Genomic DNA, 25,870 nt, shown 5'->3' with positions numbered 1-25,870 from the left:
GTTATATACGAAAGAAAGCCGCTAAAAGTACGTGCATAAGGACGGCAATACATGACACGCGCTGAGAAAAACTTTACCGCTATGATCCGACACATAGTTGTTTTGCTAACTGTAATATTTGTGCAAGCATCTATAAGCGCCGCCAGCAGCGTAGATGTTGAGGGCGTGCGTTTCGGTGAAAACGCTTCGGCAACACGCTTTGTTATCGACTTGTCTGGTACAACCAGCCCTTCAGTGTTCATGCTGGCAGACCCATATCGTATTGTTATTGATCTGCCCAATGCATCATGGAAAGGTAAAGCGGACGTCAAGCCTATAGGTGTCGTTGATGGCTATAGGCATGGCCTTTTCTCAGATGATACATATCGCATCGTGCTGGATTTAAAGCAGCCTGCCGTTGTTGCAAATGCCTTTTCTTTGCCAGCAGGCCGTGGGTCTGGGCCGCGTTATGTAATTGATATTAAGAAAGAAAGTAGAAGTAAATTTCTGCAAGCGGTTGCTTCAAGTAAGCCAGAACGCCCTGCAGTAGTTACGCGCGCAACACCTGAAATTGCCAGCCCGCGTCGCCGTGCTGCTGGAAAGCGCGTTATTGTGCTTGATCCTGGGCATGGCGGGCCAGACCCTGGAAATTTAGGTGTTATTGGTGTTCATGAAAAAGTTATAACGCTCAAGATTGCCCGCGCTATTCGGGATGAGCTCAATAAAACAGGTCGCTATGAGGTTCACTTGACGCGAGACCGGGATATTTTTCACAAAGTACGAGAACGTTTCCGGATCGCGCGCCGCCATAAGGCTGATCTATTTATTAGTATTCATGCTGACTCTATACAAAACCCTAAAGTTAACGGCGGTAGTGTTTATAATTTGTCTGAGAACGCATCGGACAAAGAAGCAGAACGTTTGGCAGCGCGAGAAAATAAATCGGACCTTATTGCAGGCCTCGACCTTGATGCGACAGATGATACACTCACTGGTATTTTGATCGATTTAGCACAGCGCGAAACACTTAACTATTCGGCCCAGTTTGCTGAAATATTGGTTTCCGAAATGCGAACAGATGTACCAATGCTTAGGCGTGCCCATAGGTTTGCTAATCTAGGTATGCTGAAAGCGCCTGATGTACCTTCTGTGCTGCTCGAAGCTGGATATTTGACTAATAAAACAAATGCCCGCTTTCTTAACAGTAAAAATGGGCAACGGCGTATTGCGCAAGCTGTACGTCGAGCTATTGATCGTTACTTTGCTGAACTCAATACAAATGCACGATAGCTGCCATATATAGGTCACAATTACTTGCCATGAGGTATAGTGATAGATTTGCGCCTGTTGGCGAATGGAATGACGAATAAACGCCTATGCCAGATAGTGAAAATAAAGCTGACATAAGTCAGAAAGAAACAAAGATGCGTAAGCCTTTATGGAAGCGACTTGTCAAGTTTGCTTTCATTGCTGGTAGCGTTGGCGTTCTCGCTGTTGTCGGTGTTGTGTTTTGGGCAATTGTTCATTATGGCCGCGATTTACCGGATTACCGGCAGTTAGCGAATTATGAACCTTCTGTTGTTACGCGTATTCACGCCGGGGACGGCAGTTTGTTAACCGAGTTCGCCAAAGAACAACGGCTATTTGTGCCAATCGAAGCTGTGCCGGAACAACTGATAAATGCTTTTTTGTCTGCAGAAGATAAAAATTTCTATCAGCATGATGGCCTTGATTATATGGGGATGGTTCGCGGTAATATTCGGAATGTCATGAATGTTATTCAAGGGCGCCCATTACAAGGTGGTTCAACCATTACCCAACAGACAGCGCGGACATTTTTGCTGACACTTGATCAAAAGCTAGACCGTAAAATTAAAGAAATGATCCTTACGCTTAGGATTGAACGCGCTTTTTCTAAAGACCGTATTCTTGAGCTCTATCTCAATGAAATTTATTTTGGCAATCGATCATACGGTGTTGCCGCTGCGGCACTTAATTATTTTAATAAATCTCTTAACGAATTAACCACTGCGGAAATGGCTTTTCTGGCAGCGTTGCCAAAAGCCCCTAATAATTACCATCCGGTTCGCCGTAAAGCACGAGCAGTTGGCAGGCGTGACTGGGTACTGTCACGCATGCGCATATTGGGGCATATCGATGAAGAGGCGTATCAAGCAGCACTGAGTGAAGATCTGGTTATGCGTCGCCGCGAAGGGGATGCCCGGTTTGAAGCAGGGTATTTCGCAGAAGAAGTGCGGCGACAAGTTTCCCGCATGTACGGTAATAAGTCACTTTATGAAGGTGGTCTATCTGTACGGACATCCTTGGAGCCCCGATTGCAGGCAATTGCTGAACGAACCCTCCGAGAAGGTCTTATAGCGTATGATCGTCGCCATGGCTGGCGTGGTCCCATCGGCCGCTTGGCTGTTGATAGTGACTGGCAAGAGCGGTTAACGGCTGAAAAAGTATCTTTAGGTATACCAACATGGCAATTGGCTGTTGTACACGAAGTGCGAGCAGAAGGTGCAGTTGTAGGGTTTAAAACAGGTGCATATGGCTTCATTCCATTTGAAGAGGTGACATGGGCACGTGCATGGCGTGAAGGCGAGCGCCTTGGCCCTAAAGTGGCTGACATAGGTGAAGTACTGGGCATGGGGGACCTGATTGCTGTTGAAGCATTGCCCGATGTTCCATCTTTGGCGATTCGCGATTTTTACGATGTGCGTGGTCGCGAAATTACAATTTTGCCCATATTTGGGCTAAGGCAAATTCCTGAGATCCAAGGGGCGCTTGTTGCAATGGACCCTCACACAGGCCGCACGCTCGCGATGGCTGGTGGTTTTGATTACAATACAAGCGAATATAACCGCGCTACGCAGGCGGAGCGGCAGCCCGGCTCTGCATTCAAGCCTTTTGTTTATGCTGCAGGCCTGGACCGAGGTTTTACGCCTTCTAGCTTGGTTCTTGATGCGCCGTTCGTAATTGATCAAGGGCAGGGGCTTGGTAAATGGAAACCTAAAAACAGCTCTGATAAATTTTATGGCCCGAGCACGTTGCGCTTAGGTATCGAAAAGTCGCGAAACCTGATGACAGTTCGATTAGCACAGCATTTAGGCGTGAATGCTGTGATGGACTATGCGCGTAAGTTTGAGCTTCATGGAAATGTAGAGCCAACCTTGGCGGCAAGCCTAGGCGCTGGTGAAGTATCCTTGATGAAACTTACTGCTGCATACGGAATGCTGGTTAACGGCGGTAAGAAGATAACGCCAGCGCTTATTGACCGGATTCAGGACCGCCGCGGTCGTACAATATTCAGCCATGATGAACGCGTATGTAATGCGTGTGCACTGGATTGGGGACAAACATTAAATGAACCACCAATCCCTGATGATCGCGGGCAGGTGATTGATCCTCTGACGGCATATCAACTTGTTTCGATGATGCAAGGTGTTGTTCAAAATGGCACAGGGCGTAAAATTCGAGTTATTGGTAAACCTCTTGCTGGCAAGACCGGAACAACCAATGATTCGTTAGATGCATGGTTTGTTGGTTTTTCTCCAGACCTTGTCGTTGGCGTGTTTACAGGATTTGATCGTCCACGATCTCTTGGTCCCAACGAAGAAGGGTCAAGCGTTGCTGTGCCGGTATTCAGGGACTTTATGGCAGAGGCACTGGAAGGCCAACCAGGTGTGCCTTTTCGGACACCATCAGGTATTCGTCTTGTGCGTGTAAACGCGGAAACTGGGGAGCCAGCAACGGCTGCAGACAAACGTGTTATCCTGGAAGCGTTTAAACCCGGAACAGAACCTCGTGTTGGGCAACTCGCAGTGCTTGACGGTTCGCTCCCAATCGGTAAAACAAAAAGCTCAATTCGAAAAGGTACAGGTGGTATCTACTGATACGCTGTATAAGAAGAGGGATTTGTTTATGCGTGCGGAAGCTGAGGCAACCGTTGACCAACTCAAGCAGTCGATGGCGCTGCTGAGGAGGCATCTTTGACTGGGATCAGGCAAACTTACGGCTTGAGGAGCTAAACGCCCTTGCTGAAGACCCGGATCTCTGGAACGATCCACAAAACGCGCAGAAACTCATGCGTGAGCGTACACGCCTTGACGACTCGATCACAGCGGTTGTTGAGATTGAGCAGGATTTAGCTGACACAGTTGAAATCATTGAGTTGTCTGAAATGGACGGCGATGAAGATATGGAAGCTGAAGCGCTTGAGCAGCTGACTATGCTAGCTGAAAAGGCCAAAAAGTCAGAGCTTAAAGCGTTATTGTCTGGTGAAGCTGACGCCAACGATGCCTATATCGAAATCCATTCAGGTGCAGGTGGAACCGAAAGTCAAGACTGGGCCAATATGTTACTGCGGATGTACGCGCGGTGGGCCGAAAAGCGCGGCTATAAAGTAGATACTGTTCAATATATGCCCGGAGAAGAAGCGGGCATCAAAACGGCAACGCTGCAAATTAAGGGCGAAGATGTCTATGGATGGCTGAAAACAGAATCAGGCGTGCATCGCTTGGTTCGTATTTCGCCGTATGACAGTAACGCCCGAAGGCATACCAGTTTTGCTTCTGTTTGGGTGTATCCGGTTATTGACGATTCAATCGATATCGAAATTGCAGAAAGCGACTTGAAGGTTGATACATACCGCGCCTCAGGCGCAGGTGGTCAGCATGTGAACACAACGGATAGTGCAGTGAGGATAACCCACCAACCATCTGGTATTGTGGTTCAGTGTCAAAACCAGCGTTCACAGCATAAAAACCGTGCAGAAGCCATGAGCATGTTGAAAGCGCGCTTATACGAAGAAGAGTTGCGCCGCCGAGAAGAAGAAGCAAATTCTGTCAATGCACAAAAAACCGAAATTGGCTGGGGACACCAGATCAGGTCTTATGTGTTGCAACCATATCAAATGGTAAAAGACTTACGTACGGCAGAGGAATCAAGTCAGCCTGACAAAGTATTAGACGGTGACCTTGATCCATTTATGGCTGCAGCACTCGCTGCGCGTGTGCACGGCGAGAGTGGTGAAGTTTCGGATATTGAGTAACTAACTAAACAGATCAATTTATGTATGGAAGAAGTGGATTGCAGGATGGACAGCGACAATAAACAAACCAAATCTGAAAGTCAGGTAACCAAAGCGTTGTTTGAAGCGCGTACGGTTTTTGTTACAGGCGAAGTAAATCAGGAAATGGCTCGGGAAGTATGTGAGCGCCTTATGGCAATGGCACATGTTTCTGATGACCCAATCACAGTGATTGTTTCTTCCCCAGGCGGGCATGTTGAATCAGGCGATATGATCCATGACACAATCAAATTTATTAAACCTACGGTCAAAATGTTAGGAACAGGTTGGGTGGCTAGTGCTGGTGCGCTTATTTATGTTGCGGCGGATAAGGAAAACCGTTTTGCATTGCCAAATACACGGTTTTTGTTGCACCAACCAAGTGGCGGTGTGCGTGGTGATGCGACAAATATTAATATTCAAGCTGAACAAATTGTTCAAATGCGTACACGGTTGAATAAAATCTTTGCAGAAGCAACGGGCCTTCCTTTGAAGAAAGTTGAAGCTGACGTTGATCGTGATTTCTGGCTCACATGTGATGCAGCGCTAGAGTATGGTATTGTTGGCAAGATTATCAATGATCACTCAGAGTTGAAATAACCTACAAGATTAAAGAGAGCAGTTTTCTGCTCTCTTTAAGTATGAATAGCCTATTTGCTGGTTATTAAGTGAAAGTATGTTTGCCGACCATCAATGTAACTCACTTTTTCACCATCAAAAAAAGCATCTTCTTCAAGCATTATACGTACTTTTTGCCCGCCCCACTCAGGCACAGGTGTTATTGCGGAAAGTTCAATTGACCACGCAGTGTTGTCAACGAGCGGGTAATACCCACGGCCTTTGACACCACCTTGTTGATCCCACATACCGATAGTCGCACCGGCGCCATGACCATGGTAGCCTATTGGATGTGTATAAACGCTTGGCTCAATGCCTTCGCTGATTGCTTGAGCACGTGTTGCTGCCAGAATGTTATCCCCACTAGCGCCTGTTTCGAAGTGTGATGTAAGAATATCCTGAAGGCGGTTACCGTTTTTCAATGCCATTTTTAGGCCAGCAGGTGCATCAATCTCGCCCGGTTTTAGAATATAAGCGTGATGTTGTGTATCTGTATTGAGGCCAATGTAGGTTATACCAAAGTCAAGATGGATCAGGTCTCCATGTCGGATAACGTCATCTTTTTCAGGGTCGAATAGCTCGGTCATTTTTTGACCGTTTTTATCAATTGTTTGTCTCTGGATAGATACCGTTGGGTGGAACCATGCGGTTACACCTTTTTGGCGGATCGTGTCGCGAAACCACCACATTAGGTCAGCTGTTGTGGTTGTATTGGGTGTAATGACTTTTGATGACATGCCTTCATGAATGATCGCATGAGCAAGTCCAACAATATCGGGATATATATTCATTTCTGACTGGGTGCGGCGTTCAAGCCAGCCTATCGCCATTGCGGGATCTGTAACTACACGGCTTTGGAGAGTGGGGCCAAGCGCATTCATCAAACCAGTGTGCTGGCTATGCGTTATGCCATCAGCCAAAGCAAATGTGTCGGATGCGTTGATAACGATTTTCTTCGGATCGCGTTTGTTAATTAAGTCTGACAGGCGTTTCCATTGATCCGGCTCTTCCTCTGGATTCCAGGCAGCTTTGAAGAAACGACCAACGCTATACCGGCTTACCGCAAGGCGCTCGATCTCAGAACCTGTATCGTAAAACATAAGGATTGTACGCCGCCTTGCCGACAACCATGTGGCGGGTAGCATTGTTTTGGCAACTGGGTCTTCATTGTATTCGCGGGCAATCAGCACCCACATATCAACGCCGTTTTCGCGCATCAATTGAGGCATCACAGTGTTGAGGCGTTCTTCAAGCCACATGTCCTTGAGGGCTGCGCGGCTTTGCATGTTTAGTACATCAGGGTATTTGCTTGTTTCTTGGTCAGCATAAGTAACCATACTAAACCAGAGCAGTGTAAGTATTGTTAGAGCCGTCTTCAACATGCCGCATTCCCCCGTTTGAATAACCGGAAGCTTATCGACTTAATCCTTGATATTCAAACGAACAATCTTGAGTGAAGTTGGAAATAGGCATACAAAAATAGCCGCTAAACACATTGTTCGGCGGCCATTTATTCGATTTTGGTTGAGCTTGTTACTCTGCAGCAGCTTTTTTTGCTTCTACGAATGAAGGCGTTTCTGCGGTTTCATTTTTGATAGGCGTTGCGGTAGCCTGTTGATTTGAGCCGGAGGTGTGAGCAAAACGCCCTGTTAAGCGAGCTCCCGCCTCAACTGATAGGCTCTCGTGATAGACATCACCCTCAACCACAGCGGATTTTTCGAGGCGAACTGACTTGGCTTTGATTTGTCCGGAAACATTACCACGAATGGTTACTGTTTCTGCGGCAATTGTCCCATTAACGGAACCACTTTCGCCCATAACTAGCCCACCACAAACGAGGTCGCCAGTAATGGCACCGTCAAGCTGTAGTTCGCCAATAGTTTTAATATTGCCTTCAATTTGCACGTCTGCTCCAATGATTGATGGAGTGGCTGCAACGCCTGGGCGGGGTGAATTAGTCTGATTGTTCGCTGGTTTTTTCATATCGACCTTGGATTTCGAGAACATGTTCTGCTGCCTTCATAAAGGGCATAGGGTCAATGACTTTACCATTGAACCAAACTTCATAATGAACGTGGGTTCCTGTAACACGACCGGTGCTCCCCATCTCACCAAGCTGCTGCCCTAATTTTACTTCTTCGTCTTTTTTTACATTCAGTTTACGCATATGCCCGTAACGGGTACGAAAGCCATTGCCGTGGTCAATTTCTACCATATTACCGTATGGCCAAACTGAGCCTGACTTGACTACCTTACCGGGAGCTGTTGCCATTATTGGTTCACCGGGCCAACCTGAAAGGTCAAGAGCATAGTGTCGTGAACGAACCTTTTTTATAGGGTCAATTCTGCTTCCGAACCTGCTTGACACATAATACTTTTTTGCCGGTTTACCGTGTGGATAACTATCTAGCGCATTTGTGACCATCTTAAGGCGATCAAAGTTTTCTCTTAAGTTTTCAAATGAGACGCCGTCCGTTGTAGTGAAGATGCCTTCAAATGATGGTTCTGGAACAAAAGGGCCACCAATTGCCGTATTTTGACCTTCGGCCTGCGCGAGCAGCTTGTCGACAGTAACACCAGAAGGCTGAACAACCTCGTCAATGTTCTGAAGTTTTTGAGCGACTGCTTTTTCCAAAAGAGATGCGACAGAGCGCTGTGCTTTTTCAAGCTGTTGCAAACGAGAGAGTAAAGTCTTCCGTCTCTCAGGGTTGGTTGGTGTTTGTAGCTCGTCTGGCGAGGTGTCAAAGAACTCTTCAAAGAAAGATAACTTCTCAGTACTTATTTCTTCGTCAGAATCATCAAGCGCTTCTGTTTCTGGCTGAGAAACTTGCTCGCTTGCTGCTTCCTCAATTGGCAGTGGTAATAAACTTGGGGTATCCTTGGGAGCAGAGCTTATAAGTTCTTGCAGAAACTGCTGTCTTTCCTCAAGTAAATTGGCACGGCGCTCAACTTCGGCTTCCAGTGCTGAAAAGTCGCTTGATAGTTCCTGATAGTCTGCGGACATTGCAGAAATGGTTTTGTTTTTATCTTCAATTAAAAAATCACGCGATAAATATGCATAACTTGTTAACGCACCCCAGCCTGTGGCCACCAAAAGAGCAGTAGCCGCTGCTACTTGCGTATAGCTATGAATGGTAAGAAAGCGTACGCGGCCTTCGCTGCGCAGAAAAAGTTGCCGCTCAGGAAAATACAAAAGCCGCCATTCTTGCAGGCGCGCATAAAATCTGGATGCGGATGTAAATAACTTCTGCAAAATAATCTCTAAGCTCGCGTCGCTTTGGTTTGTGCTTTAGTTTCCCTAAGGTATTTATAGGATGCACATCCAAACAAATCATTAAAATTGGCTGCATTCCACTCATTTTTTGAGGAAACGTCAAGCGGCTATTTTTAGTTATTGAATTGATGGTAGTATTTAGTGCGCTGTCTATGGTGAATAATAGCTTTCAGGCATGCCTGCTTTACTACGTGCGGGTACATTAAATGGCGGTTTTAATTGGCCGTGAAAGTAGGATGCTATTAATTCTTTAAACCATGTTTCAGGTTCTTTTTCTTGCAAGCTGGCAACATAGTTAAACCATTTGCAGCCCGTTGCAACGTGGCCAACCTCTTCGTTGTAAATGACTTGTAAAACATCTGCAGAAGTTTGATCGCCCACGCGTTCAAATTGTTTGATCATGCTCGGCGTCACATCCAAGCCGCGTGCTTCAAGAACCATTGGTACAACAGCAAGTCGTGCTGCTATGTTGTCGGCAGTATCGATTGCTGACTGCCATAAACCATCGTGTGCGGGTAGGTCGCCGTAAAAGCTGTCGATGCTTGTTAAACGGTTACTTAGCATTGAAAAATGTCTTGCTTCATCATCGCCTACACTAAGCCAATCATCGGTGAAGTTTCGTGGCATATCTGCACCAAAACGAACAACAAGATCAAATGCTAGATCAATAGCATTTAACTCAATGTGGGCAATCGCATGCAACAATGCACGGCGATTACTTGCATTGCCGGCTTTCCTGCGGCGTGGCATTTCATTGGGGGGTAAAAGTTCAGGCTTTTCTGGTCGGGCAGGTCGTGTAGGCGGTTTTTGTGGGAAGGTGAAACTCAATTCTCCCGCCTTCCAGGCAGCAACGGCTTTTCGCGCTATTTGCGATTTTTCAAGTGCCGACCCGGTAGTAAGGACGGCACAGGCTGCGTCACCAATGGTGGCCCATGTGTTCATAGTTTGTCTTTGCCTAACTTACAGTTCTTTGGCTTTTGATAAAACATCTTCTGCATGGCCCTTTACTTTTACCTTCGGCCAAATGCCTTGAACTATGCCGTCCTTGTCAATCAGAAAGGTAGCGCGCTGGATACCCATGTAAGTACGGCCGTACATTTTTTTCTCTACCCATACGCCGTATTGCTCCAATACTGAGCCATCTTCATCAGATGCGAGTAAAACTGAAAGATCATGTTTAGCGATAAATTTGTCATGCTTGGCTGCTGTATCTTTAGACATGCCAATAACGACAGTATTAGCGGCTGTAAAATCAGCATTCAGAGATGTGAAATCTTTTGCTTCAGTTGTGCATCCGGGCGTGTCATCTTTTGGGTAAAAATAAAGAACAATGTTTTTGCCTTTAAATTTGGAAAGCTGAATGTTGTCACCGCCGTTTCCAAGCAGTTCAAAGTCAGGTGCTTTATCACCAATTGATAATGTCATGAGTTTCTGCTCCTTGATAACAAACGCGGCGACCCTATCGTCGCATGCATGTTTTGCAAGTGTTTATTGAATGATGGTAATACGGTTAATGTATACCTTGTGGATCATGTCATTAAGTTTCGACAATGGATACATATAGTTTTTGGCATAAGGACTGCGATTTCAATAAGGTTTCATGCATGTCCTTTTTGTTCTGGTACCCTGTAGCAATTGACAATGTATTGGCTAACTCATCTGGAATTTTATTAAGAGTATCAGGCACTGTTTCCAAGCATAAACGCAACATGGCCTGCACCTGTTGCTGGAGTATGTATCCGTCTGTTAGTTGCTTTGCATCGTCCTTGTTTAAGACATTGCAAGCCGCAAGTTTTTGGATACAACCTAGTATGTTGGGGTCAATAATATCTGTATGCTTGTTAATGTTAACTAGCATCAAATATTGACATATGAACTCAATATCAACGAGACCGCCTGCAGAATGCTTCACTTCAAATGGATTATTTGTGTCAAATTCGGTACGCAGTTTTTGGCGCATGTTTACTGTGTCTGCCTTTAGTGACTTGGCATTTTTTCGGTATGTTAGTGCTGTGGTAATCACCTTGTTAATGATGCGCTTCATTGATTTGGGTGCATAGATGACACGCGCCCTTGTTAATGCCAAAAATTCCCAAGTCCATGCATTACTTTTATAGTATTCTGCTAGGGTCGTTACTGTAACCGCTAATGGCCCTTGTGAGCCAGATGGGCGTAATCTTGTATCTACTTCAAACAAGCGTCCTTCAGGAGTTAGTGCCGTAATAGCAGTTAAAATATGCTGAGCGAGTCTGGCGTAATATACATTAGGCATCAAAGGTTTGGGGCCATCTGAAAAGCTGTCTGTTGCTTTTGTGTCATAAAGAAAAATGACATCAATATCTGATGTATGGGTTAGTTCTTCACCGCCGTATTTACCGAGGGCGACCATTGAAATGCCACTGTGCTCATCGCCGAATGTGCCGTGTTTTTCCGCAAACTCTGCTTCAACGATTGGGATCAATATTTGGAGTGCATAATCCGCAACACCTGAGAGTGCTTTCCCCACTTCTTGCGCATCTGCAATCCCTTCCAAAAGTTGCACACCTGTACGAAATTTTTGCTCAGCCACAAACCGGCGGACTAAGTCGAGCACGTCCTGGAAGTCACGCGCCGTGGAAATTTGTGCAGAAAGTTCATTCTGCATTTCATCTCCACTTGTGATTGGCTCAAAAAAAGCACCATCCAGCACGGCGTCCCATAAGTTTGGCGACTTTGCAAGTATGCTGGCAAGCGCTGGAGCAAGACTCATTACACGACCTAATAAACGGAAAAGTGCTGGATTAGATTTTAATAGAGAAAATAGCTGAACCCCAGCGGGTAACTGCGACAGAAAAGAGTCAAAACGCACAAGTGCGCTGTCAGGTGAGCTACCACCAGACAAAGCCGTTAAAAGTGTGGATAAGCATTCGGTTAACAGGTCTCTTGCTCTTGCCGTTTTCAGGCTTTTGTATCTTCCACGTTGCCAGCCGTTGATGATGTTTTTTGCGGCTTCAATATCTTCAAAGCCGCCATCTTTCATTGTGGAAGCAAGAGTTTTTAGTGTGGGGTTTGTTTTTTCAAGTACGGACTCAGGCAATAAAGTGTCATAACAAGCACTGACAATTTGTGTATGTTTTTTTAATTCCTCATTAAAATCGCTTGCGTCTTTATAACCCATAAATGTTGTTAAACGCTCACGTTGAACAGGGTCTGTAGGAATTATATGTGTCTGTTCATCGTTTAACATTTGGATGCGATGTTCGACATCCCTAAGATATCTGTATGCCGCGCTTAAAGTGGTTGCGGTATCTGAGTTTATGAGGTCAGCAGCTGCCAAGGCATCGAGTGTTTCGAGCGTACCTCTTAATCGCAGGGCAGGGTGGCGCCCTGCATGCAACAATTGATTTACTTGGGCATAAAACTCGATTTCGCGAATACCTCCTATGCCCAGTTTAACGTCATACCCCTCGAAACTGGTTTCCTTAGTGTCGTAGTGCCTATTAATTTGGTTTTTAATCGCAGCAATGTCCTTGAGCGCCTCATAATCCATATTGCGCCGCCAAACCCAACCAGACATTTCTTTGAGATACAGATTTGCGGCAACCGCGTCGCCAGCGATATAGCGGGCTTTTATCATTGCTGCCCGTTCCCAGTTAACGGCAACGCTGTGATAATAGTTAATGGCAGCCGAAACGTTGATAGCAACCGGCGTTGCACTTGGGTCAGGCCTCAAACGAAGATCCACACGAAAAACATACCCATTCATGGTGCGCTCATCAATGTAGCGAACAATCTCCTGCGTCATGCGAATGAAGCAATCCGCAGGTGTTTTCCGTCCTATATATTTTACCTGCAGCGGATCATAGAGAGCTATCAAGTCAATATCTGAGGAATAGTTAAGTTCGTGAGCACCAAGCTTGCCCATTCCAAGGATGAAATATCCTGAATGTTTAGAGATGCTTGTTGGAACAAATTCGATTTCTTTACCAGCCTCGAAAGATACGCCTTGTGGCCATTCAAAGTTTCCACGCACAAGAGTGTTGAAAAATGCTTTGTCAGTGGCACTGGATAAGCATTTTTCAGCAAGAATGCTTAGGGAGTTTGTTGTTTTGTTGAGGTCCCAGCGATGAGTGATGTCCGCGCATGCAATCAACAATGCAGCCTGGTTTTTTTGCTCACGCAAGAAAGCCATGAAGCTGCTGTCGGTTTCTTTTGCCGGACGTGGCTCTGAAAATAGACTGATTAAGTCATTAAAGTTTTCTTCTGGGTCTGTGGTCAAATAAGTGACTGTTTGATGAGGATAACGCAAGGCAAGTGACGCCAGAAATCGGCTATTGCCAAAAATAGCGTCAATCACATTGCGATCAGGAGAAGGTAAGGACGCTTCCTGTGTATACATATACAAGGAATCGTATACCTCGGTGGCCTTATCTGGATCGAACGCCTTTGGCAGCATTAACAAGCCTTATGGTAAATTGGATGCGTTAATCGTTTGTACTTTTAGATAGTGTTCCGCGCAATGGTGTCGCAAATCAAGTTTTTGCCGTAATTTAGGCGGCTTTTTTAGATATAAACTGCTTGTGTATGGACGTGCTTGTTCGAAAATGTTCTAACAAAAAGGCTAGTTTGATTGAAGGCTATGTGACTTTTGGTGAATGAACTAATAAGTTCAACCCAATTTGGCAGTGGATATTGTTGTTGAAAAAAATTGGCAGTGCACTTGTTTCTATATGCTTGTCTCTTCTGACAGTTGTTGCCTTGTTGGTTTGCATTTTAATGGGGCGGCTACTATTCGGACCTATTGATATTGGATTTGCCCGCGAAGAGGTTCTTGCCCGTACTTCGGCATTGCTTCCGGGTTGGGACGTCCAATTTGGTGAAGCAAGTATTGGTTGGGATTGGGCGTCTGTAAGACCGTGGATTATTCTTGAAAATACACGACTAGTTGATCGCAGGGCGCGCCTTACCGCTGACTTGCCTCATGTTGAACTTGGTATTGGTTTTCGCGGTATATTAGCAGGTGTTGGTGTCTCAACAGTATCAGTAGATCGTGCGGCTATTCGCGTAACCGATATTGGCGGCTTTAGTGACAGCACTGATGACAGTCTTTTTGATGACCTTTTTGATGCTAATGGTATTCCCAAGCTAGAGGTGTTCGTGCCTCTAACTGAAGGGTTTAACCGATTTTCTCTGCGTCTTCTTTCTACTGTGCCTGAGCTGGAGCGCATTAATTTTGATGGCATGTCAGTGCGAATCTTCCGTGGTGCAACTTTGAGTGATGCCTCGATTAATCTTTCAAACCTGGCACTTTCTCATGTAGCAAATGACCTTAATTTGACAGCGCAGATGGATATCGCAATTGGCGGCAATCCAATCTCAACGCGATTACGTGGCCGGGCGCGGCCGATTGACGGTGATTTATCTCTTGTGCTGGGGGTTTCCGATTTTTATCCGTCATCATTTTCTGCAGACGTCGGTTTGCCTGAATTTCTCAAATACATACAATTACCGATTGATTTAAGTTTGGAGCTGGACCTCGATGCAACTGTTGGCCTGCAATCTGCTGATATTGGTGCAGTGCTGGGTGACGGGCAACTAAGTGATCAGTTAGTTTTCCCGGAAAACCCTCAGATTCGATATGGCGTGATAGGTGGTCACTATGATGTGCGAGAGCGGACGTTTGCTATAAATGAAATTGATTTCTCGACAGATAGTGGTGAGGTTAAAGGTTCAGGCCTGTTGTATTGGCAGGGAGAAGAAGCATCTCAGCCAGGTTTGCAGCTTTCGCTCAGCAGTGAAACACTTCAAATTACTGATATACTGAAGTATTGGCCACGCAAATTTCACCCCGATGGTAGAGAACGCGGCGCTCGTGCATGGGTCGCTCAGCATATAATTGAGGGTTTGACTCAAAATGTGTCTTTTACGGTTGATATGACACCGGATGGTGTCGGCACATTCCAGGATGCAAGCCCATATCAATTGACGTTTGACTTTACTGACCTTGATACGCTGTTTCTCAAAACTATGCCGCCGATCACAGACGGTGCAGGGTCTGCACGACTGACTAAACAACAGATGACGATTGATTTGAATGAAGGGATACTAACTGGGTTGCCGGTAGGCGGAAGTTCCGTTCTTTTGGATAATATCCACATTCCATATGGGGGTGTTGGCGAATTTAATATTTTCACCCGCGGCGACCTGCAAACACTCATGCGTCTAATTGATAACCCTCCATTATTGGTGGCTCAAAAGGCGAATTTAGATATATCACGACTTGGTGGTAACGCTGCTGTGCGCGCCATTGTTAAAACTCCATTATTAAAAGAAGTACTACCGGGTAGCACAACATATGATGTTACTGCGCAGGCAACAGATGTTTATGTCCAAAACTTATTGGATGGTGAAGGGCTCAAAAATGCCCAGTTATCTTTGAGGGTAAATCAGGACAATTTAGTTGCTGCGGGGCAGGGTTTGTTGAACGAAGTGCCTGTTAATCTGCGCTGGAACGAAGACTTTGCTTTGGCGCGCAATGATAATGAGGCCAACACAACATTGATTGTATTAAGTGCTTCCGTTGATGAAAACGATATGCGTAAGCTTGGTGTAGATGTTGCTGATTACCTTACAGGCAAAGTGCAAGCGGAAGCTTCATTTGAAGGACGAAACCTTAAATTCTCTGAAGGGACGTTTGCTGCTGATGCCTCAACGGCACAATTGAAAATTGGCCCAGTAGCTTGGTCAAAACCAGTTGGTGAGCCGGCGAATGTAGCCGGTAGCATAATATTTGATGATGCAGGTACACATGTTGCGCCTTTGAGTGTTCAAGGTGAAGATATAGACCTTGATGCAATGCTTCAGTTTGGCCGTAAAGGTGAGGGTACTTTTGCTGCAGATATTACAGCGCGTAAAGTTGGGCGCAGTAGTTTAACTGCTAAACTTGTACAAGATAAAGATCAGGCGTTGAATGTTTCCGTTGATGCGGATGTATTTGATATTGCACCTTTTCTGGCAAGTAATGAAAACACGCTTGATACTAATCCTGACTTGCCGCCAAAATCGACTGATGACACGAGTTTTGACCTGTCGATGCGCGCAAACTCTTTACTGCTTGAAAACGGTGAAGAATGGCGAGATGGCTCTGTTGATCTAACGTTCAGTGGTGGTGCTCCTCTTAGCTTGAAGCTGAATGCACATACAGGCATCAACAAGACGCCAATACTTGTTGAATTGAATGATACACCGGATGCGGATACCGGTGCTCGCCCTCTTAACGTAACAGCAGGTAATGGCGGACAAGTTCTCCGGGCGCTTGGGTTATTTGCACACGTTGATGGTGGTGAGTTGCAGCTCACTGGAAGTACGATTGGGTGGGGTAAAAGCTGGCATCTTTCTGGTTTGATGGAAATAAAAGACTCTCAACTGTTCCCTAGTACAGATTTGGGCGAAGCGGTAACTGAAGGCACAATTTCTGCAATTGATAGCTATTTGTCTGATGGGCCTCTCACGCTCGATGTGCTTGATGTTCCATTTGATCTTAAAGATGAAATACTAACGATTGATGGTTTGAAAACCAATGGTCCGTCAATGGGATTGACGATGGAAGGGCAGATAGCTGCTGCTGACCGTATTATAAATATCAACGGTGTAGTTGTTCCTGCGTATGGTATTAATTCCCTTCTTGGAAATATCCCGCTCGTAGGTGGTTTATTCACTGGCGGCGAGGGTAAGGGACTATTCGGCGTAACGTACCGTGTGAAAGGAAGTATAAGTAACCCTGATGTTACCGTTAGCGCATTGTCAGGGCTTGCTCCCGGCTTTTTGCGGTTGCTGTTTGAAGGTCAGAAAGGCCGTGTGGCAGATGTTGATGCTGTTACACCAACAAAGCCGGAAGAGCCAGATGACTTAATCGATGACGAAGGCAGTGACTACGAAAGCTAGAGTAGTTATTTTTTTATCATGCCAACTACGCGAACAGGGGCGCCAGAACCATCACCAATTTTCATAGGTAATGCCATAATATAAGCACCTTGTTGGGGCAATGCTTCAAGATTATTCATATTCTCAATAGCTGGGATGTTTGCGCTGCTGATTACTACATGGACGTCAAACGTCGTAGATTTTCCGCCGTCGGTTGAAGCAGTGTCTATGCCTAAAAGCTTGATGCCGCGTGCAACTAGCAGTTTCGCAGCTTCAACACCGAAGCTTGGGAAGCTTAGCTTGCTTGTGTCGCCAGGTGTATCATCCCCCATGTATGCTTTTGCATCTGGCCAATGTTTTGACCAGCCGGTACGCAGCAGAACAGCTGTTCCTTTCTCAATTTTACCGTATTCTTTTTCAAATGCTTCGATATCCGAGACTTGAAGTAGATAATCACGGTTAGCTGTGGTTTTGTCTGTCACGTCAATAACATTTACCGGTAACATCAAATCATTAAGGTCCAATGCATCAACGGTCTGACCACTTTCAAAAAAATGAATTGGAGCATCGAGATGGGTGCCGCCATGTTCTGCGGTTGCAAATGTATAAGCCGAATAGAAGTAACCGTTCCCTGAAGGGCCATATGAGAGTTCTGGATGTTCAAATTTTATTGGGGATGTCGGCCAAAAAAGCGTTTTATCATCATATGTATGACTGAGGTCGATGAGTTTTACCTCATTTAACCGAGGCGGTTCATCTGCATTTATACTAAAGGTAAGAAGTACTGATGCAATAGCGATGATAATGCGCATGTTAAAGTCCCCATTTTAAGGCGCTAATATAAGATTCTAAGGTGCAATAGGTCGGCGTATTAAGCAATTCAAACTTTCGGCAACAAAAAAGCAGAGCAAAGTGCTCTGCTTTTACCAAGTTGTCCTTAAAATAGATTACGCCGTTTTAATCAGGACATGTTTCTTCTTACCAGAAGAAAGTTTGATTTGTCCGTCTATGATGTCGTTATTACCAATCACTTGTTCAGCGTCAGTGATTTTTACATCGTTCACCTTTGCGCCGCCTTGTTTGATCAAACGCCTAACTTCTCCTTTGGACGTTCCAAGGCCAGCCTCAACAAACAAATCAATAGCCACAATGCCATTGGTTAGAATTTTAGCATCCATGTTTATGGTTGGTAGGTCTGCGCCAGCGCCGCCTTTTTCAAATGTTTCCGTCGCGGTTTTGTGTGCTGTTGAGGCTGCATTTTCACCACGGCACATAGCAGTTGCAGCATTGGCCAGAATAATCTTGGCTTCGTTTATTTCTGAGCCTTCAAGAGCTTCTAGCCGCTTGATTTCATCTACCGGAATTTCAGTAAATAACCTTAAAAAACGCCCAACGTCAGCATCCTGTGTGTTGCGCCAAAACTGCCAATAATCATATGCGGGCAGCGCCTCTTCATTTAGCCAAAGTGCACCATCAGCGGTTTTGCCCATCTTCTTGCCGTCTGCAGTTGTGATGAGAGGTGTGGTTAAGCCAAACAATTGCAAGCCTGCTGCTCTGCGACCTAATTCCATACCATTAACAATATTGCCCCATTGGTCTGATCCGCCCATTTGCAACGCACAATCATAACGTTTGCCAAGTTCCATAAAGTCATAGGCTTGCAAGATCATATAGTTGAACTCAAGGAACGTGAGCGGCTGTTCACGATCAAGGCGCAATTTTACACTGTCAAAAGTCATCATTCGATTGATCGTGAAATGCGTGCCAATTTCGCGTAAAAACGGCACATATTCAAGTTTGTCCAGCCATTCGGCGTTGTTAACCAGCATGGCATCACTTTTACCTTCGCCGAAGGTAAGGAATTGATCAAAGATAGAGCGAATACCGGCTAAGTTGTTATTGATGTCTGCGTCAGTCAAAAGGCGTCGGCTTTCATCTTTACCAGATGGGTCGCCAATTTTGGTTGTGCCACCGCCTAGTAAAACAATTGGCTTGTGACCACATTTTTGCAGCCAGCGCAGCATCATAATCTGCACTAAACTACCAACATGTAATGATGAACCCGTGCAATCAAAACCTATATACGCTGACAATCCATTGCTTTTCTCAGCAGCTGTAAACTTGGCGTCCAGACCTTCAAGATCGGTTACCTGATGGATAAAGTCTCGCTCTTGCAAGATATTGAGAAAGTCGGATTTAACAGTTGTCATGGTCGCATTCACACGGTTTAACATTGATACAAAGCATTTGGTTAGCGGCGTGATGTAGCATAGGGTGCCTAAAAGGCAAAGCTTGATCCGCAGTTTGCCTTCCTTTGACGTTATTCTTGCCGGAGAAACCCTTCATATGGTCAAACTTGGTTATGCAGACTCTGTAAAATGTACCATTGGTCTTATGAGCGGCACGTCAATGGATGGTGTCGATGCCGCAATGATCTATACAGACGGTGTTAGTATTGAGCGTTTTGGACCATCGTTAACGTTGCCGTATTCTGCTGATATGCGAAGCGACCTCAAAGAGGGAATGCGTATTGCATCTGCTTGCGAAAGTCCTGAATCAGCGTCTGCTGAAATAAAAACACTGGAACAAAACGTAACAGATTGGCATGCCGATGCTGTGACAGAATTATTATCGATAACTGGGCAAGTTGCGAGCGACGTTGATTTGATTGGTTTTCATGGCCAAACCCTTATTCACCGGCCTGATTTAGGATGGACGTGGCAAATTGGCGATGGAGGCCGCTTGGCAGGTCAAACAGGTATTAAGGTTTTAAATGACTTCCGTTCCGCTGATATGGAAGCTGGCGGTGAAGGCGCGCCGTTAGTGCCGATCTATCATGCGGCACTTGCTGCTCAAAGTGGGCGACACAAAACTGTTGCGGTATTGAATTTGGGCGGTGTTGCCAACGTAACGTGGCTCCGTATCGAAGATGATGAAATTGAAATGATCGCATTTGATACTGGGCCAGGTAACGCGGTCGTTGATGACTGGGCGCAACTCCACACTAATCAGACTTATGATGTTGATGGTAATTTAGCGGCTCGCGGCATGGCTCATCAGGAGGTTGTCATGGGCATGATGGCAACATCATACTTCGATGATGTGCCCCCAAAAACACTTGATCGTGACGATTTTAATATGCAAGCCGTTCGTGGGCTTAGTGCGGAAGACGGCGCGGCAACGCTAACAGATTTCATTGTCGAATCAATTGTTGCAGCGCAAAGCCATTTTCCTGAGCCACCGGAAGCTTGGTATATTTGTGGTGGTGGGCGACACAATCAAACATTGATGCGAAGACTGCGACGCCGCATGCCTGTGCTTGTTGATCCTGTTGAAGTGCTGGGTTGGCGCGGAGATGCTTTGGAAGCTGAAGCATTTGCTTTTCTCGCAACGCGAAGTGAGCGCGGACTACCCTGTAGTTTTCCGGAAACTACAGGGTGTAGTAGCCCAACTGTTGGCGGGGTTGCCAATTTACCAAAGAAGCGACCTTATAGGGCCAAGCGTTAATCGCCGTTCGATAACCGCATATTGAGATAGCTGTTGATGGAAGTCATCAAAGCATTCAATTCTGTTTCAAAGAAGTGATTAGCTCCTCTGATAACATCGTGCTGAATTGTAATCGCTTTTTGCGTTTTAAGCTTTTCAACCAATTTAACGATTGAGATAGGTGTCACGAGATCATCCTGGTCAGCTTGAACAATGAGACCTGAAGACGGGCATGGTGCCAAGAATGAGAAATCATACAGGTTTGCTGGCGGTGCAACCGAGATAAACCCTTTAATCTCAGGCCTGCGCATCAACAGTTGCATACCAATCCAGGCACCGAAAGAAAACCCGGCGATCCATGTACCTGTCGCATTTGGGTTCATTGACTGAAGCCAATCAAGCGCTGAAGCAGCATCAGATAGTTCACCAACACCGCTATCAAATTCGCCTTGGCTCCGACCAACACCGCGGAAGTTAAATCGCAATGTTGCAAAACCGCGGTGCGCGAAGGTGTGGTAAAGATAGTAGGCAACTTTGTTGTCCATCGTGCCGCCGTGTTGCGGATGTGGATGAAGAATAAGTGCAAGTGGTGATGTTTCTGTTTTGCCGGGTTGATACCGGCCCTCTAGTCGACCAGCTGGTCCACTGAAAATAATTTCGGGCATAGGTTGTTCTTTTTCTTCGCAATTTAATGGTGCGCGCCAAATGACGGCAACTCCCTGTATCTCACGATATATCGAACTTTTTAGTCGAATCGCAAGCTATCTTCTTGATTTATGGTAAAATACAATTGAATGCAGCATTCTTTTCGTTAATTTGGCGGACTATGAACACACCAATATACATAGATTATAACGCGACGGCACCGATTCGCGAAAATGTCATCACTGTGGTTGCTGACACAATGCGGATTTATGGCAACCCTTCTTCCGTACATGCGGCAGGCCGTAAAGCGCGGGGCATAGTCGAAGAAGCAAGGGCAAAGGTTGCTGCTTTGGTGGCGGCAAGAACACGCGACGTTACATTTTGTTCTGGTGGAACCGAGGCTAATAACGCGGTTATAAAAGGCTCAGGTAGTGCTTCTGTTATTGTCTCTGCAATTGAACATGACAGCGGCCTTGCTGCTGCTAAGCAAGCCAATATTCCTTGTTTTGTTGCGCCGGTTGATGAAAACGGTGTTATTGACCTTGAAAAACTGCAGTTGATTCTAGCTGATGCTCCAAAACCGGCGCTTGTTTCCGTTATGCTTGTGAATAATGAAACCGGTGTTATTCAGCCGGTTGCTGAGACTGCGGCACTAACACATGAGTACGGTGGCCGTATGCACACTGACGCAGTGCAAGCTGCCGGTAAGCTAACAATTAACTTCGGCGAACTCGGTGTGGATTATCTGACTTTGTCCAGTCATAAAATTGGTGGTCCGCAAGGTGTTGGTGCCATAGTAACAAGCTCAACTGCGCCTTTGCGCCCGATGATAGTTGGGGGTGGTCAGGAGCTTGGCCGCAGGTCAGGTACAGAAAATGTTGCTGGTATTGCTGGATTTGGCGTCGCGGCTATTGAAACCCTTGAGGAGACTGGCAACGCTGAGTTTTTGTCAGGGTTGCGTGATCGCTTTGAAGAAGCAGTTGCTGCGCTTAACAGTGACGCAATAATTGTGGGAGCAAATGCTGCCCGTGTTGCAAACACAAGCTGTGTTGCCATGCCTGGTGTTCGCGGCGAAACACAAACAATGCATTTTGACTTGAAGGGAATTTGCCTTTCGTCAGGTTCAGCCTGTTCTTCAGGCAAGGTCAAAGTTTCGCACGTTTTATCTGCTATGGGGTTTGATGATGGTGTTGCAGAGGCATCTATCCGTGTTTCCCTCGGTCGATTAACGAAAGAGAGTGATATTGACGCACTGATTGATGCGTGGACGGAACTTTATAAACGCACCGCTAAACGACAAGATAACCGGTCTAGCTAATGGATGATGGTTCTTTGATACAATCTGCTTATATGGATTATCAGTCTACAACACCGTTAGATGAACGTGTGCTAGCTGCCATGATGCCATATCTTACAACCAAGTTTGGTAACCCACATTCCGCAGAGCATCGTTTTGGTTGGGAGGCCGAAGTTGCTTTGGATGTTGCAAGAGAACAGGTTGCTAAAGTTGTTGGTGCTCAAGCAGAAACCATAACATTTCTATCAGGAGCAACCGAAGCCAACAATCTGGCCTTAAAGGGTGTACTTGATGTATGGGGCGAGAAACAACCTCATTTGATTACAGTAGCCACTGAACACAAGTGTGTTTTGGAAGCTGCTGTGTCATGGGAAAGGCGTGGTTTTAATGTAACTTTTTTACCGGTTGGACGTAACGGGTTGATAGACCTGAAACAACTAAAAGCATCTATCACATCAGAAACGGCGCTTGTGTCTGTAATGGCTGTAAATAACGAGATTGGTGTTATTCATCCGTTGCATGAAATTGGCGCGCTTTGCCGAGAAAAAGAGGTTCTGTTTCACACTGATGCCGCTCAAGCTTACGGTAAAATTCCCATAGCTGTGGATAAAATGAATATCGATTTTATGAGTATTTCTGCTCATAAAATATATGGCCCCAAGGGAATTGGAGCATTGTATCGCCGCCGTTCACATAAAACGGCACTAGAGCCTCAGATGCTAGGTGGGGGACAGGAAGGTGGATTAAGAGCAGGCACGCAAGCTCCTGCACTTGTTGCAGGGTTTGGTAAGGCTGCTCAAATTTGTGGGCAGGAAATGGCCCAGGAAGAAGGGCGCCTGCGAACGATGATGATACGTTTGATTGCTGGCCTGAAAAAAGCGGCACCTGGTATGATTATCAATGGTGATACAGGCAGCCGTTGGATAGGAAATTTGAATGTATGCTTTCCTGGGCTAGATGGGGACAGATTGTTTGCAGATGTTCGTGGGTTGGCTGTATCAAGCGGCGCAGCATGCGCCTCTGCAACGACGGGCCCATCATACGTTCTAGAGGCCATTGGCCTTTCTGATTCTGAGGCGAAATCATCACTCAGGCTTGGAATAGGGCGCCAAACAACAGACGGCGAAATTGATTATGCTATATCAAAAATTAGCGAGGCTGTTGCCAAGCAAGGCGGGTGTTCAAAAGAAGGGTTTACTAAGTGAGTGACGTGACGGTGGTGTTTGTGACCCATGATGGCAATGAGACAATGGTAAAAGGCCCTGCAGGCAGTAATGTACTGACACTTGCGCACATGGGCGGCATTGATATTGAAGGTGCGTGTGAAGGCAACATGGCATGTTCGACATGTCATGTAATTGTTGAAGATGCGTTCTTCGAAAAGTTGTCGGAAGCAAGTGAAGACGAAGAAGAAATGCTTGATTTGGCGACAGGCCTTAGACGTACATCTCGCCTTGGATGTCAAATCATTGTTGAAAATGAATTGGATGGTTTGAGGCTACACATACCGCGTGAAAGTCGCAATATGATGGGGTTGTAGGCCCATAGTCTTTTAAATGCAGCAAGATTGACTATATTAAAATACATAAGTGTTAAAATAAACACGCGGGGAGAATGATATGACACGTAATATGATTTTTGGTGCGGCCATTGGTGGGATTGCCGTCATGATGGTTATCGGCAGCCTGATGTCTGATAATAATGGCCGTAATTATGATCGTGACGGCATGCGTATTGCCGTTGATATAGATATTGATGACGAATCTGTTGTTATTTCATCAGACGATGGTCGCACAGTTGTTCATACAAAAGATGGCACAATCAAGTGTGGCCGCGGTGATGATGACATTACGATAACACGCGAAGATGGCTCACAAACACGAATTCAGTGTTGATTTCAGCGATTATCAGTTCGGTTTTAATAAACCCATTTATGGGTAGCTGATTAGAAATGTTGATCTGGCAAATGGTCTTCATCAATCAGATCAGTGAAACGTGTTACTTCTTTCTTGAAGCCTAGTCTCACGGTACCTACGGGGCCGTGACGCTGTTTGCCAATGATAACCTCGGCTTTGCCGTATAGCTCTGCCATCTCCGCTTGCCAAAGGGCATGCTTGTCTGCCTCTGACATGGATGGCTCGTCTTTTTCCTTGTAATATTCTTCACGGAATACAAACATAACCATATCTGCGTCTTGCTCAATAGAGCCGGACTCTCGAAGATCAGACAGCATAGGCCGCTTGTTTTCACGCTGTTCCACTTGCCGACTCAACTGTGACAGAGCTAGAACTGGAACATGAAGTTCTTTAGCTAAGCCTTTGAGTCCCCGTGTAATTTCCGAAATTTCTTGGACACGATTTTCGTTTCCGCCTTTTGCACTGCCGCGCAGCAATTGAAGATAATCTACGACAACTAAACCAAGCTTGTGTTGTCGCTTCAAACGTCTTGCTCGCGTGCGAAGGCCTGCAATCGATAGAGCAGGTGTATCATCAATAAAGAGGGGAACATCTTCCATTTCAATAGCAGCGCGTGCGATGGCTTGAAACTGATCTTCTGATAACTTTCCCTGACGCATAGCGTGCGACTGAATAGGGTCTGCACCCTGATAATGCAGGTTAGCCCGGTCGGAAAGTATCCGTGCTGCTAACTGATCGGCGGACATCTCTAGACTGAAGAAGCAAACTACCGAACCTTTTGAACGTTCCATGTCCACGCCAGCGACAATGTCATCTGCCCAACGCTTGGCGGCATTGAATGCGATATTGGTTGCAAGCGCTGTTTTACCCATCGCAGGGCGCCCAGCCAGGATCATGAGGTCAGACTTATGAAGACCGCCTATCTGTTCGTTCAGTTTTGTAAGGCCAGTGGTAACACCGGATAAACTGTCAGGGTCTTTATATGCGCTCTCAATACTTTCAACAGCGGTTTTCAGGGCACGTGAAAACGTTTGTGCACCAGAATCTGCCTGACCAAGTTCTGCCAGATCAAACAATTGTTTCTCAGCATCCGCAATCTGTTCACTGGCTTCAATGTCTATTGGCGCATCGTAGGCGTCGTTTACCATTTCTTCGCCGATTTGAATCAGTGAACGCCGCGTGGCCAAATCATAGATCGTACGACCATAATCTTCAGTATTGATAATTGTTGCCGCACTGGCAGCAAGCCTGACTAGATACTGAGCACCACCAACATCTACAAGCGCTTCATCGCTCTCGAAATATGGCTTCAGTTTAACAGGGTCAGCAATCTGATTCTTGTCCATTAGTTTTAGAACAGACTCGTAAATGCGCCCATGAACTGGTTCGTAGAAATGTTCAGGTAACAGGAACCCCTGTACCTTTTGAGCTGCTTCATTGTTGACGAGAATGGCACCTAAAATAGCTTGCTCAGCTTCAAGGTTATGAGGGGGCTGCCGGTAATTAAGCTGATCACCTGAATCGTTGGCTGCATCTGAGACTTGTATATTTTCCACGCTATAACCTCGAATCTGAATATCCGGGGCATGATGCGCTTGATCATATTATGCTACAAGCAATAAGAGTCTATTATGCACAGTATTTTATCCACAGGTGGATAACTACGGGGATAAAATAAT

At 45.8% G+C, this 25,870-nt stretch carries 20 protein-coding genes; 10 read left to right on the top strand and 10 right to left on the bottom strand.

The genetic code is table 11. The features are described from left to right. Positions 1-51: 51 nt before the first annotated feature. The 4 genes from OEU88_RS17625 (at position 52) to OEU88_RS11485 (ending at position 5,653) form a co-directional block, all read left to right on the top strand. On the top strand, positions 52-1,269 hold the full coding sequence (locus OEU88_RS17625) for an N-acetylmuramoyl-L-alanine amidase (protein WP_317279134.1): 1,218 nt from the start codon (positions 52-54) through the stop codon (positions 1,267-1,269). Between the two features lie 134 nt (positions 1,270-1,403). Next, positions 1,404-3,878 (top strand): penicillin-binding protein 1A, encoded by a 2,475-nt coding sequence (locus OEU88_RS11495; protein WP_262695317.1) that lies wholly within the window; start codon positions 1,404-1,406, stop codon positions 3,876-3,878. 28 nt (positions 3,879-3,906) lie between these two features. Next, positions 3,907-5,035, top strand: a protein-coding gene (gene prfB / locus OEU88_RS11490) for a peptide chain release factor 2 (protein WP_262695316.1) whose coding sequence is annotated in 2 segments (ribosomal slippage) — positions 3,907-3,975 and positions 3,977-5,035 — 1,128 coding nt in all. Because the reading frame shifts where the segments join, the coding sequence is not laid out codon by codon here. 45 nt (positions 5,036-5,080) lie between these two features. Further along, positions 5,081-5,653 (top strand): ATP-dependent Clp protease proteolytic subunit, encoded by a 573-nt coding sequence (locus OEU88_RS11485; RefSeq protein WP_262695315.1) that lies wholly within the window; start codon positions 5,081-5,083, stop codon positions 5,651-5,653. Positions 5,654-5,703: 50 nt separating this feature from the next. Here the strand turns inward: OEU88_RS11485 and OEU88_RS11480 are convergent, their stop codons facing one another. From OEU88_RS11480 to OEU88_RS11455, 6 genes are all read right to left on the bottom strand, one after another. After that, entirely contained in the window at positions 5,704-7,053 is a 1,350-nt protein-coding gene (locus tag OEU88_RS11480; RefSeq protein WP_262695314.1) for an aminopeptidase P family protein, read from the bottom strand. Between the two features lie 151 nt (positions 7,054-7,204). Continuing rightward, positions 7,205-7,654 (bottom strand): bactofilin family protein, encoded by a 450-nt coding sequence (locus OEU88_RS11475; RefSeq protein WP_262695313.1) that lies wholly within the window; start codon positions 7,652-7,654, stop codon positions 7,205-7,207. Next, complete coding sequence (locus tag OEU88_RS11470; protein WP_262695312.1) at positions 7,626-8,924, bottom strand: M23 family metallopeptidase; 1,299 nt, start codon at positions 8,922-8,924, stop codon at positions 7,626-7,628. The genes OEU88_RS11475 and OEU88_RS11470 overlap by 29 nt, the downstream gene beginning before the upstream one ends. A 171-nt stretch (positions 8,925-9,095) precedes the next feature. Beyond that, on the bottom strand, positions 9,096-9,887 hold the full coding sequence (locus tag OEU88_RS11465) for a ferritin-like domain-containing protein (RefSeq protein WP_262695311.1): 792 nt from the start codon (positions 9,885-9,887) through the stop codon (positions 9,096-9,098). An 18-nt stretch (positions 9,888-9,905) separates the two neighbouring features. After that, positions 9,906-10,370 (bottom strand): thioredoxin-dependent thiol peroxidase, encoded by a 465-nt coding sequence (gene bcp / locus OEU88_RS11460; RefSeq protein ID WP_262695310.1) that lies wholly within the window; start codon positions 10,368-10,370, stop codon positions 9,906-9,908. 112 nt (positions 10,371-10,482) lie between these two features. Next, complete coding sequence (locus OEU88_RS11455) at positions 10,483-13,380, bottom strand: bifunctional [glutamine synthetase] adenylyltransferase/[glutamine synthetase]-adenylyl-L-tyrosine phosphorylase (protein ID WP_262695309.1); 2,898 nt, start codon at positions 13,378-13,380, stop codon at positions 10,483-10,485. Between the two features lie 242 nt (positions 13,381-13,622). On the opposite strand from OEU88_RS11455, the gene OEU88_RS11450 reads away from it, so the two are divergent. Further along, positions 13,623-16,868, top strand: coding sequence for a DUF3971 domain-containing protein (locus OEU88_RS11450; RefSeq protein WP_262695308.1), 3,246 nt, complete (start codon positions 13,623-13,625; stop codon positions 16,866-16,868). Between the two features lie 5 nt (positions 16,869-16,873). Here the strand turns inward: OEU88_RS11450 and OEU88_RS11445 are convergent, their stop codons facing one another. Both OEU88_RS11445 and tyrS read right to left on the bottom strand, forming a co-directional pair. Then, complete coding sequence (locus OEU88_RS11445) at positions 16,874-17,659, bottom strand: cyclase family protein (protein ID WP_262695307.1); 786 nt, start codon at positions 17,657-17,659, stop codon at positions 16,874-16,876. Between the two features lie 135 nt (positions 17,660-17,794). Beyond that, complete coding sequence (tyrS, locus tag OEU88_RS11440) at positions 17,795-19,057, bottom strand: tyrosine--tRNA ligase (protein WP_262695306.1); 1,263 nt, start codon at positions 19,055-19,057, stop codon at positions 17,795-17,797. 82 nt (positions 19,058-19,139) lie between these two features. Here tyrS and OEU88_RS11435 point away from each other — a divergent pair, with 82 nt between their 5' ends. Next, on the top strand, positions 19,140-20,354 hold the full coding sequence (locus tag OEU88_RS11435; RefSeq protein WP_262695305.1) for an anhydro-N-acetylmuramic acid kinase: 1,215 nt from the start codon (positions 19,140-19,142) through the stop codon (positions 20,352-20,354). Here OEU88_RS11435 and OEU88_RS11430 read toward each other — a convergent pair. Next, positions 20,351-20,998: an alpha/beta hydrolase gene (locus OEU88_RS11430; RefSeq protein ID WP_262695304.1), complete on the bottom strand. Its 648-nt coding sequence runs from the start codon at positions 20,996-20,998 to the stop codon at positions 20,351-20,353. The genes OEU88_RS11435 and OEU88_RS11430 overlap by 4 nt on opposite strands. Positions 20,999-21,159: 161 nt before the next feature. Between OEU88_RS11430 and OEU88_RS11425 the strand changes: the two genes are divergently transcribed. The 4 genes from OEU88_RS11425 (at position 21,160) to OEU88_RS11410 (ending at position 24,170) form a co-directional block, all read left to right on the top strand. After that, positions 21,160-22,296 (top strand): cysteine desulfurase family protein, encoded by a 1,137-nt coding sequence (locus OEU88_RS11425; RefSeq protein WP_262695303.1) that lies wholly within the window; start codon positions 21,160-21,162, stop codon positions 22,294-22,296. Further along, the gene (locus OEU88_RS11420) at positions 22,296-23,480 is read left to right on the top strand and encodes a cysteine desulfurase family protein (RefSeq protein WP_262695302.1); all 1,185 of its coding nucleotides are present in this window, start codon (positions 22,296-22,298) and stop codon (positions 23,478-23,480) included. Before OEU88_RS11425 ends, OEU88_RS11420 begins: the two co-directional genes overlap by 1 nt. Next, positions 23,477-23,815, top strand: a complete 339-nt coding sequence (locus OEU88_RS11415; RefSeq protein WP_262695301.1) for a ferredoxin family 2Fe-2S iron-sulfur cluster binding protein — start codon at positions 23,477-23,479, stop codon at positions 23,813-23,815. Before OEU88_RS11420 ends, OEU88_RS11415 begins: the two co-directional genes overlap by 4 nt. Before the next feature lie 79 nt (positions 23,816-23,894). Further along, a complete protein-coding gene (locus OEU88_RS11410) occupies positions 23,895-24,170 on the top strand; it encodes a hypothetical protein (protein ID WP_262695300.1) in 276 nt (91 codons plus the stop codon). 50 nt (positions 24,171-24,220) lie between these two features. On the opposite strand, the gene OEU88_RS11405 is transcribed toward OEU88_RS11410, so the two are convergent. After that, complete coding sequence (locus tag OEU88_RS11405) at positions 24,221-25,747, bottom strand: replicative DNA helicase (RefSeq protein WP_262695299.1); 1,527 nt, start codon at positions 25,745-25,747, stop codon at positions 24,221-24,223. Positions 25,748-25,870 lie beyond the last annotated feature (123 nt).

Origin of the sequence: Kordiimonas aquimaris (assembly GCF_025574485.1) — a bacterium.
Taxonomy (GTDB): domain Bacteria; phylum Pseudomonadota; class Alphaproteobacteria; order Sphingomonadales; family Kordiimonadaceae; genus Kordiimonas; species Kordiimonas aquimaris.
The sequence above is the reverse complement of the archived record's forward strand: the minus strand, read 5'-3'. Positions and strand labels throughout refer to the sequence as shown.

Excerpts from the sequence above, each read along its gene's own strand:
- OEU88_RS11420 (WP_262695302.1), top strand. The coding sequence starts at position 22,296 with ATGGATGATGGTTCTTTGATACAATCTGCTTATATGGATTATCAGTCT.
- tyrS (WP_262695306.1), bottom strand. The coding sequence starts at position 19,057 with ATGACAACTGTTAAATCCGACTTTCTCAATATCTTGCAAGAGCGAGAC.
- OEU88_RS11430 (WP_262695304.1), bottom strand. The coding sequence starts at position 20,998 with ATGCCCGAAATTATTTTCAGTGGACCAGCTGGTCGACTAGAGGGCCGG.
- bcp (WP_262695310.1), bottom strand. The coding sequence starts at position 10,370 with ATGACATTATCAATTGGTGATAAAGCACCTGACTTTGAACTGCTTGGA.
- OEU88_RS11445 (WP_262695307.1), bottom strand. The coding sequence starts at position 17,659 with ATGCGCATTATCATCGCTATTGCATCAGTACTTCTTACCTTTAGTATA.
- OEU88_RS11410 (WP_262695300.1), top strand. The coding sequence starts at position 23,895 with ATGACACGTAATATGATTTTTGGTGCGGCCATTGGTGGGATTGCCGTC.
- OEU88_RS11455 (WP_262695309.1), bottom strand. The coding sequence starts at position 13,380 with ATGCTGCCAAAGGCGTTCGATCCAGATAAGGCCACCGAGGTATACGAT.
- OEU88_RS11425 (WP_262695303.1), top strand. The coding sequence starts at position 21,160 with ATGAACACACCAATATACATAGATTATAACGCGACGGCACCGATTCGC.
- OEU88_RS11480 (WP_262695314.1), bottom strand. The coding sequence starts at position 7,053 with ATGTTGAAGACGGCTCTAACAATACTTACACTGCTCTGGTTTAGTATG.
- OEU88_RS11465 (WP_262695311.1), bottom strand. The coding sequence starts at position 9,887 with ATGAACACATGGGCCACCATTGGTGACGCAGCCTGTGCCGTCCTTACT.
- OEU88_RS17625 (WP_317279134.1), top strand. The coding sequence starts at position 52 with ATGACACGCGCTGAGAAAAACTTTACCGCTATGATCCGACACATAGTT.
- OEU88_RS11485 (WP_262695315.1), top strand. The coding sequence starts at position 5,081 with ATGGACAGCGACAATAAACAAACCAAATCTGAAAGTCAGGTAACCAAA.
- OEU88_RS11495 (WP_262695317.1), top strand. The coding sequence starts at position 1,404 with ATGCGTAAGCCTTTATGGAAGCGACTTGTCAAGTTTGCTTTCATTGCT.
- OEU88_RS11475 (WP_262695313.1), bottom strand. The coding sequence starts at position 7,654 with ATGAAAAAACCAGCGAACAATCAGACTAATTCACCCCGCCCAGGCGTT.